Origin of the sequence: Falsiporphyromonas endometrii, from assembly GCF_042654485.1 — a bacterium.
Classification (GTDB): Bacteria; Bacteroidota; Bacteroidia; order Bacteroidales; family Porphyromonadaceae; genus Porphyromonas; species Porphyromonas endometrii.
The window spans coordinates 1-8,744 of the sequence record NZ_JBHSGO010000151.1 but is presented as its reverse complement, the minus strand read 5'-3'; the positions used below and the strand labels follow the sequence as shown (position 1 = coordinate 8,744).

Below are 8,744 nucleotides of genomic sequence, written 5' to 3'. Positions count from 1 at the left end.
TAACTATTTGTATACCATAAAGATAACTATTATTAATAACATGGAAAAGACTTAATATAGAGAAAGTTGAAACTTTTTTCAAAAAACAGAAAGGGCTGCGCCAAATGGAATTTTGACACAGCCCCCTATTTTTATATCTTTATGGCATCAATTTGAAGTTGGTTACTTTGCAAAAAGAAGAGATGCGACAACGAAAGCAACGAAGCAGATTACCTTTGTGCAACAGCCTCAAATTATATTATTAGAAAGAGATCACTTGATCTAACGACATTTAAACTTAATATCCTAACCTTATGAAGAAGAGTTTTATCTTTATTCTGACGCTATTAATAGTATCCGGCATACAAACCATTTACAGCTGTACGACTGCTGTAATATCCGGCAAATTCACAAAGAATGGAAGGGCTATGCTCTGGAAAGTTAGAGACACCGAAGAATATGACAATTATGTAAAACGTTTCGCCGGGCCTAATGGTTACTTCATAGGGTTGGTCAATTCTTCGGATCCAGAAGGCAATCAAATATGGGGAGGCCATAATAGTAAGGGATTTGCAATTATCAATAGTGCATCATTTAATGTCAATATGGAAGATGAGTCCGAAGTACATGACTTAGAAGGATATGTCATGAAACGAGCTCTTGAAATTTGCAGTAACCTCCAAGATTTTGAGCATATGCTCGACACTCTAAAGCGTCCAATGGGGCTGGCTGCACATATGGGGGTCATTGATGCCCTCGGAGGAGCCGCATTTTATGAAGTAAACAATTATACATGGACCAAATATGATGCCAATGATCCTAATGTAGCACCGAGAGGATATATTTTGCGCACCAACTACTCCAAGACCGGCAAAAAAGATATTGGGTACGGATATATAAGGATGCAGGCAGCTTCTCATCTTTTTGACCAAATCCCCATAGGTAAACTTACGACAGAAGAGATGGTATGCCACCTCTCGCGCTCGATGTATCATGGGCTCTTAGAAACAGACTATAGACAAATGGCCATACAAAACAATGCACCTCACTTTATCAATTCAGATGACCTGATATGCCGTTTCGGCACCTCATCCATGATTCTTATAGAGGGGGTTACCAAAGGGATGGATAGCGAACTAACCACTTCGTGGATTCAGGTCGGTCTTCCATTTACCTCAGCTGTCATACCGGTATGGACTTGGCAAGAGGTACCCAATATCCTCAAGGGATCAAAGAAGGACCATCTCTCCACAATGGGGCTTATGGCAAGCCAACTAAAAAACTTGATATATCCACTCAAGACAGCTGAAAGGGAGAGATATCTTCGCCTTGACCTATTGATCACACCCGACAACAATGGTATATGTCAAAAGATAGAGCAAATCGAAAGCCCCATGATTGCTAAGATTGAAGAAATCGAAACATCAGACAAGCAAATACCACCTACTAAAAAGAAAGGTCTCCTTTCAGAAGAAGTAGACAAATATATCGATCAGAAAGTCATACCGCTCTACAGGTCAATGTTATCTCAACTTAATAACTATGAGCGCTGACCTTCTAAAGCAGGGGTTTTAGCTATTATGCACCGTCAGTTGAGGGAATGGGAAATCTATACCTCTCTTATTAAACTCTTCGTAAACCCGTTTATTGAAATCCCAATACACAGGCCACAAGTCGCCCGGCTTACAATAGGCCCTTACCATAACATTGACAGAGCTATCTGCCAACTCACTAAGTACTATATAAGGTTTGGGATCTTTGAGAATTCGATTGTCTTCCTCAAGAAGTTCCATTAGTACGGCTTTTACCTTCTCAAAGTCCTCATCGTATTCGATACCGATCGTCCATGAGTTGCGCAGATACTCTTCACACTCAAAATTGACAACCTCATTTGAAGTCAATTTGCCATTAGGGACATATACCAATTGGTTGCTAAAAGTTCTGACAACAGTATGAAAAATCTTCACTGCATCCACAGTACCTTCGACCGTCCCTGCCTGTATATGATCGCCAATACGAAAAGGCTTTGAGAGAAGGATAATGATACCTCCTGCTAAGTTCTGAAGCTGACCACTCAACCCCATACCAATAGCGACCCCTGCAGAAGCCAAAAGTGCAGCAAAGCTCACCGACTGGACTCCTAAGATAGATACAGAAATGAGAATCAGAATTACAAGTATGGATATATTCATCAGGGAGTGCAGAAAAGAGACAACAGCCGGATCGACATCCCTCTTTTTCATCATCTTAACAACCGCTTTGGCAAAAATATTGGCTACCAGCTTACCGACATAAAAAACAATAAGGGCTATCAACACTTTGATTCCAAAATTGATCAGCTTCTCACCCCATTGAGCTATTAATATATTGAAATCTAACTTGCTAAATTCTTCAACCTTCTCAAGACCTGTACTGTCTACAACTGAGAGGACACGAAGTAATGACGGATAATACATATAATTGACTACTTTTGATTTGATTATTTGTTGCAAGCGTATTAAGACTAACGAACCAGGTATATATAACTCAAATTGAGTCCAAACGCTTTCGACCGAGCCTAACAACAATTCTATTTATTATACAAAGATACAAAACCCAATATAGATGAGACCATCTAACATATTAATAATGTTTATTACCCTTTTGCTGGCGACATCGACCTTATCAGCCACTTGTGAGGTTCGATGTGATTCTATTGCAAATAAAATGGTGCTTGAGCAATTAGAAAAGCTTGTTATTCAGCAAGATAATGAAATCAACACCGGAAAATTTGAGGAGGCAAAAAAGACTATCAAAGAGATATTGAGCCTCAAACCCGGAAAGACCATTACCGTTATGATGCTCAACAATTATGCATCTGTATGCGAAAAGCTCAAAGATTATGATGAGGCTCTGCTATCCTATTCTGCGGCTCTGACACAAGATGAAGGGAATAGTGGTATTAGAAATAATCGAGCACTATTTTTTGTCAAGATCGGAAAAATAGACGATGCCATCTTAGACTACAGCTATCTGGTCACACAGCATCCCGACAATGAGGTCTACAAATATAAGCGTGCAATGCTCTACATAGCCAAAGAGCAATATGCCAATGCAGAAATTGATCTCATGTCAATCTTGGATAAAAACGAAAAGAGTATGAAAGCTCAAGAAGGATTGGCACTTGTATACACACTTACGGGAAGATATGATGATGCCGAGCACATATACGATATACTTATCGAGAAGCTACCCAAAGAGGCAGGATTATATGAGGGAAAAGCCAGGATCTATCTACTGACGGGGAAGACCGGCTTTGCTCTTAGGGATGTTCAAAAAGCCATCTCAATGAGTGTATCCCCCTCACCCTCCATGTATCTTCTACGAGCAGAAATATTCAAAGCAATGGGAGACAAGAAGTCTGCACAAAAAGACCTACAGACAGCACATTCGATGGGTGTAGAATAATCAAAATCAATGACAACTATGAAAGGATCGAATACAATTGACCAACAATCGTTTTTACAATTTGCAGTCAAACAAGCTCTAAGCAACCACTCCTTGGAAGAAATGTATAAACAGACATTCATCTTCCCATCACGAAGGGCCGGACTGTTTTTTCTTCATGAACTCAGCAAGGAATATAATGGGAAGCCTTTTATAAGTCCCAGAATTATGACGACAGACGAGTTTATAGGATCCATGACTACCATTGGTCAAGCAGATGCCATCACCCTGCTTTTTGAGTTATATGACATCTATTGTAAACATATAGGAGAAAACGCCAAAGAATTTGACGACTTTGTCTATTGGGGGGATATGATGCTTCGAGATTTCAACGATATCGATCGTTATATGGCTGATGCATCACAAGTATTCGGAAACATCAAAGACCTTAAAGAGCTTACTGAAGATTTTAATAATTATCTCAATGACGAACAGAAGGCAGCCATTCATAGCTTCTTAAATGTTTTCATCGAACAAGACAGTGGGACAGAAAAGCAACAACAAGCCAAAGAAAACTTTCTGGATTTCTTTGCCAAGCTAAATCTTATCTACAAAGATTTTACATCGACTCTGAAGAATCAGCATTGTGGAAGTCAAGGCATGATTTACAGAGATGTAGCTAACCAACTGCTATCGAAAGACATTCATAAGGATGGACAAACATGGGAATCAACAGTTCATTCATTGGATCATCTATATGTAATTGGGTTATTTGGTCTTTCTCAATCGGAATACATAATCTTCGAACAACTCAAGAAAAGGTTGGACGAAAAGATTCACTTCCTTTGGGATGCAAGCGGAGAACTTGCCAACGATATCAATCACAAGGTGTACAAGATTCTTAAAAAGAATAGAGAACGTCTGGGTGGAGATTTCTTTGTGGCAGTTGAAGATGAAGACTTCAGAAATAAAATCAGCATCAAACAAATAGCATCCAACATCGGGCAGACAAGATTAGTTCCAGACATTCTTAAGAAAGAGATCTACAGCATTTTTACGAACAAAGAGGGTAAGATAGACAATGACGCCAAGCTCAACACTCTTTTGATGCCTGCAGACGAAAGCCTCCTCTTCCCTCTTATATCCAGTCTGGACGATCAGATATTTCATCCACTCAATATCACTATGGGCTACCCTCTCGCCCAATCGGCAATTGCATCTTTGATGGAGATGTGGTTTGCGATGCAGGCACAGATACAAAAGAGGATAGACTCCAACAACAATTATTGGATTGGGGCGGATACTCTCGTCAATGCACTTTCGCATCCCATCATCGTTCATCATCCCGATTTGACTTCGACAAAAGATACTAAGGGGCATAACTTTGTGCAAACTATTCTAAACAATAAGAGATACTATATATATAAGGATGAACTTCCTCTGGACAAAGGGCTTACAAAACTTCTATTTTCGCCTGCATTTATCAATGAAGATGGCAAACTTGACAATATGCAAATCTTCCATCATGCTGAGAAATTGCTCCAACTGATTATCCTATACCTGCTCAATCAAGACAAAGAAAAGACAACTAAGGATGATAACAAAGATAAACCCATCAGCCTCATCAAACTGAATGCCGAATTTGCATCCATGTATTACAAAATCATTGTTAGGATACATGACATGTGCAAAAATTATCGTATTGACAACATCTCTATTCAAACCCTTACCAACCTTATCATCGAACAAGTTGGACTCACCACCTTTTCCTTTAGAGGAGAACCGCTTGAAGGTCTTCAGCTAATGGGGAAACTTGAAACCAGATGCCTCTCTTTTAAATATCAAATTATCCTTTCTGCCTCAGAAGGTATTTTACCCCAGGCATCACAAGTCACCACCCTTATTCCACACAATGTGAGATTTGGATTTGGTCTTCCTACAATTGAGAATACACAAATTACTGAAGCATATCACTTTTTCCGACTTATCAGTACTGCCAAAAAGGTATTTATGATCTATGATTCGCGCACATCCATGGACAATGCAGGAGAAGAATCAAGATATATCAAGCAGCTAAAATATGTCTATGGGTACAATATCAAAGAGGAGAAAATCAACCTCTTAGGTAATATCCAAAAGGGTAAAGTTAAAAGAAAAAAGAGTCCGGAATCACAGAGAAAACTTAGTCAATATATCAAAGAAGATGACAAGAATGAAGTCAAAGAAAACAAAGCTCTTGCTCCAACCACTATCAATGAGTATGTGACATGTTCTCTCAAATTCTACTTCAACAAAGTCAAAGGAATAAATATCAGTAATGATCCGGAAGAGATGATAAATGGAGGAGATTTCGGATCCATCCTCCACGACTCAATGCAATCCATATATGACCAATTGACCCACAATAAGCAAGGCTCTATCTCCAATCCCATTCCAATCAGTCCGGATCTCATAGAGATATACCTAAAACAACCGGAACTGATTAGAAAGGTAGTCATCTCCAATTATAAGATTCTGTTTGGAATTGAGAATAAAGATATTAGCTCATATGCCGAACTGACGATTGACCTCATAGTGCAATATGTCACAAATATTTTGAAATATGATCTCTACCTCGCAAAAAATCACAACCTCAGATATATTGCGTCCGAACAAACCGTCAATACAGATATAGAGATAGAGCTGCAAAACGACTGGCTCGAACACAAGCAAGGAGATATTATCCATATAAAAGTCAAAGGAACAATCGACCGGATAGATATGATTTATGTTGATGGTTCTGACAAACTAAGAATAGTGGATTACAAGACGGAAAACTTACAAGAAAGCGACCTAAAAATTTTTAAGGATCACATCTATAAGTTGAATGACACTCCGGGATGGAACTTTGGCAAACAATACAACAAAGTATTGGATCAGGTTATGATGTATTGTGAAATCAAAAGGAGCAACGATCAAATCCAAATTCCCATTCAGCCGACAATATATGCAGTCAGATTAATGAGTGGACTTACTAAAGATGAGGGGAATAAAGATATTGCCAATGCCCTTGATATGCAAAAAAAAGATAGTCGAGAATCTTGTCTATACGACAATGAGGTTGCAGAAGAATATGTTTCAAGACTTAAGGAGCAACTTCAATATCTTTTCGACTCGGAGAATCCTTTTGAGCAAGCTGAAGAAGGATCTGCCGCTTGTACATATTGTGATTTCAAATCTGTATGCGGAAGATGATATCAAAAGAGATCGAAAAAGGCTGAGAAGTACATTGTACCCCCAAAGTAGTTGATCAAATGCAATCTCTTCCGATTTAGTTTATAGAGATAAGCAACTCAAAAATCTCTTTAATCAATTTTGAAATTAAGCTCAACAGCTTCTTAACTTCAAAACAATTATCTTTGTGTTCGATTAGAAAGGATTAATTAATAATGAGGATAGTAATTCAGAAGGTGACACACGCCTCGGTATCGATTGGCGGGGAGGTGATTAGCAAGATTGACAAGGGGCTCATGGTCCTATTGGGTATAGAAAATGGAGATACCAAAGAGGAGGCTGACAATCTTGCTGCCAAACTGAGTAAATTAAGAATCTTTGAAGACGAAAAAGGGGTGATGAACCTTTCGGTTATTGATGTGGACGCAGAAGTTATGGTAGTCAGTCAATTTACACTTTTGGCCTCCACCAAGAAAGGCAACAGGCCTTCGTATATCCGTGCTGCCAAGCCGGACGAATCCATTCCATTGTATGAATACTTTTGTCAAGAGATGGCAAAACTCATCGGGAAGGATGTACCGACAGGTCAATTTGGTGCAGATATGCAAATCGAATTGGTCAACGATGGCCCCACAACCATTGTTATCGATACAAGAATAGATTTATAATCTGAGAGAGATGGATCAATCGGAAGATTTAGGACTTAGGTCCGCACAGAAGCTCGTAGATGAGTGGATAAAGAAATATGGAGTTCGTTATTTCGGACAGTTGACAAATATGGCTATTCTTACTGAGGAAGTTGGAGAAGTAGCCAGACTGATTTCTCGCATTTATGGCGAACAATCGGCTAAGCCGGGAGAAGATCTGACCAAGCTATCCGATGAATTGGCAGATGTTCTTTGGGTCGTAATGTGCCTGGCCAACCAATGTGATATTGATTTGACAGATGCACTAATTAAAAACATCGAAAAGAAGACGAACCGAGACAAAACAAGACATATAAATAATCCAAAACTTAAATAGTTATTATGACAAATAAGTATGAAGAGGCTTTTTCAAAGTTCGCCTCTATGACAGATGCTCAAGTAAAAGAAAATGTTGAGAAGATTATCAGCGAAAACTTTGATAAGTACAATACAGATGATGTAAAGAAATTTCTAATCAGCACTATTGACCTCACCAGCCTCAATGGAGCTGACACAGAGAAACATATCATTGAGTTTACCGGGAAGGTAAATGATATGGAGGGAGAAGATCCTACAATCCCAAATGTTGCAGCTATTTGTGTTTACCCCAACTTTGTAAAGACGGTAAAAGAAACACTTACAGCTCAAGGGGTCAATGTTGCATGCGTGAGTGGTTGCTTCCCCGCTTCTCAAAGCTTTATCGAAGTGAAGGTTGCAGAGACTGCATTGGCTATCAAAGATGGTGCAGATGAAATCGATATCGTACTCAATATGGGAGCTTTCCTAAGCGATGACTATCAAACAGCAGCTGACGAGATTGAAGAACAAAGAGCTACATGCAAAAATGCACACCTCAAGGTCATTCTTGAGACCGGAGCTCTCAAAGAAGCTGAGAAAATCAGACGCGCATCCATATTATCACTGTTCTGTGGTGCTGACTTTATTAAGACATCTACCGGCAAAGAATATCCAGGTGCAAGCCTTGAGGCTGCCTATGTAATGTGTAGCGTACTCAAGCAATACAAAGATCTCTATGGAGATATCAGAGGTGTGAAGTTTTCAGGGGGGATACGTTCTGCTGAAGAAGCTGTCAAATACTATTGCATCGTCAAAGAGGTATTGGGAGAAGCATGGCTTACCAACAAGTATTTCCGCATAGGAGCAAGCAGCCTATTGGGTAACCTTTTGAGCTCTATCTCTAAGTAATATTTTCAAACAGGCTATTGATCCTCAGACTTACGAAAAGTCTAAGAAAAAGGGATTGTGACAGATACGAGTCACAATCCCTTTTGTTTTATTATTTGTCTGATTGGATGGTAGTATCCCAAAAAGTGTGTAAAGGAGGTTTATCTTTGAGTCAAAATTAATCATTTCATTTCATTGTTTTGTTCATCCGTCAGGCGGACATGAAAAACACCGGGGGGATTGGCGTCCGCCCGG

General features: G+C 39.3%; 7 protein-coding genes. 6 read left to right on the top strand and 1 reads right to left on the bottom strand.

From position 1 onward, the window contains the following. The first annotated feature begins 293 nt into the window (after window positions 1-293). Window positions 294-1,532 carry an Ntn hydrolase family protein gene (locus tag ACFO3G_RS04750; protein WP_380078467.1) on the top strand — a complete coding sequence of 413 codons (1,239 nt, stop codon included), beginning with the start codon at window positions 294-296 and terminating at the stop codon, window positions 1,530-1,532. A gap of 18 nt (window positions 1,533-1,550) precedes the next feature. Here the strand turns inward: ACFO3G_RS04750 and ACFO3G_RS04745 are convergent, their stop codons facing one another. Continuing rightward, window positions 1,551-2,435 carry a mechanosensitive ion channel family protein gene (locus ACFO3G_RS04745; RefSeq protein ID WP_380078465.1) on the bottom strand — a complete coding sequence of 295 codons (885 nt, stop codon included), beginning with the start codon at window positions 2,433-2,435 and terminating at the stop codon, window positions 1,551-1,553. Between the two features lie 172 nt (window positions 2,436-2,607). On the opposite strand from ACFO3G_RS04745, the gene ACFO3G_RS04740 reads away from it, so the two are divergent. The 5 genes from ACFO3G_RS04740 (at window position 2,608) to deoC (ending at window position 8,510) form a co-directional block, all read left to right on the top strand. Further along, the gene (locus ACFO3G_RS04740) at window positions 2,608-3,426 is read left to right on the top strand and encodes a tetratricopeptide repeat protein (RefSeq protein ID WP_380078463.1); all 819 of its coding nucleotides are present in this window, start codon (window positions 2,608-2,610) and stop codon (window positions 3,424-3,426) included. An 18-nt stretch (window positions 3,427-3,444) separates the two neighbouring features. Further along, window positions 3,445-6,639 carry a PD-(D/E)XK nuclease family protein gene (locus ACFO3G_RS04735; protein WP_380078461.1) on the top strand — a complete coding sequence of 1,065 codons (3,195 nt, stop codon included), beginning with the start codon at window positions 3,445-3,447 and terminating at the stop codon, window positions 6,637-6,639. 194 nt (window positions 6,640-6,833) lie between these two features. Next, window positions 6,834-7,286 (top strand): D-aminoacyl-tRNA deacylase, encoded by a 453-nt coding sequence (gene dtd, locus ACFO3G_RS04730; RefSeq protein ID WP_380078459.1) that lies wholly within the window; start codon window positions 6,834-6,836, stop codon window positions 7,284-7,286. A gap of 10 nt (window positions 7,287-7,296) precedes the next feature. Then, window positions 7,297-7,641 (top strand): nucleotide pyrophosphohydrolase, encoded by a 345-nt coding sequence (locus ACFO3G_RS04725; RefSeq protein WP_380078457.1) that lies wholly within the window; start codon window positions 7,297-7,299, stop codon window positions 7,639-7,641. 5 nt (window positions 7,642-7,646) lie between these two features. Continuing rightward, window positions 7,647-8,510, top strand: a complete 864-nt coding sequence (gene deoC, locus ACFO3G_RS04720; RefSeq protein ID WP_380078455.1) for a deoxyribose-phosphate aldolase — start codon at window positions 7,647-7,649, stop codon at window positions 8,508-8,510. Window positions 8,511-8,744: the final 234 nt, after the last annotated feature.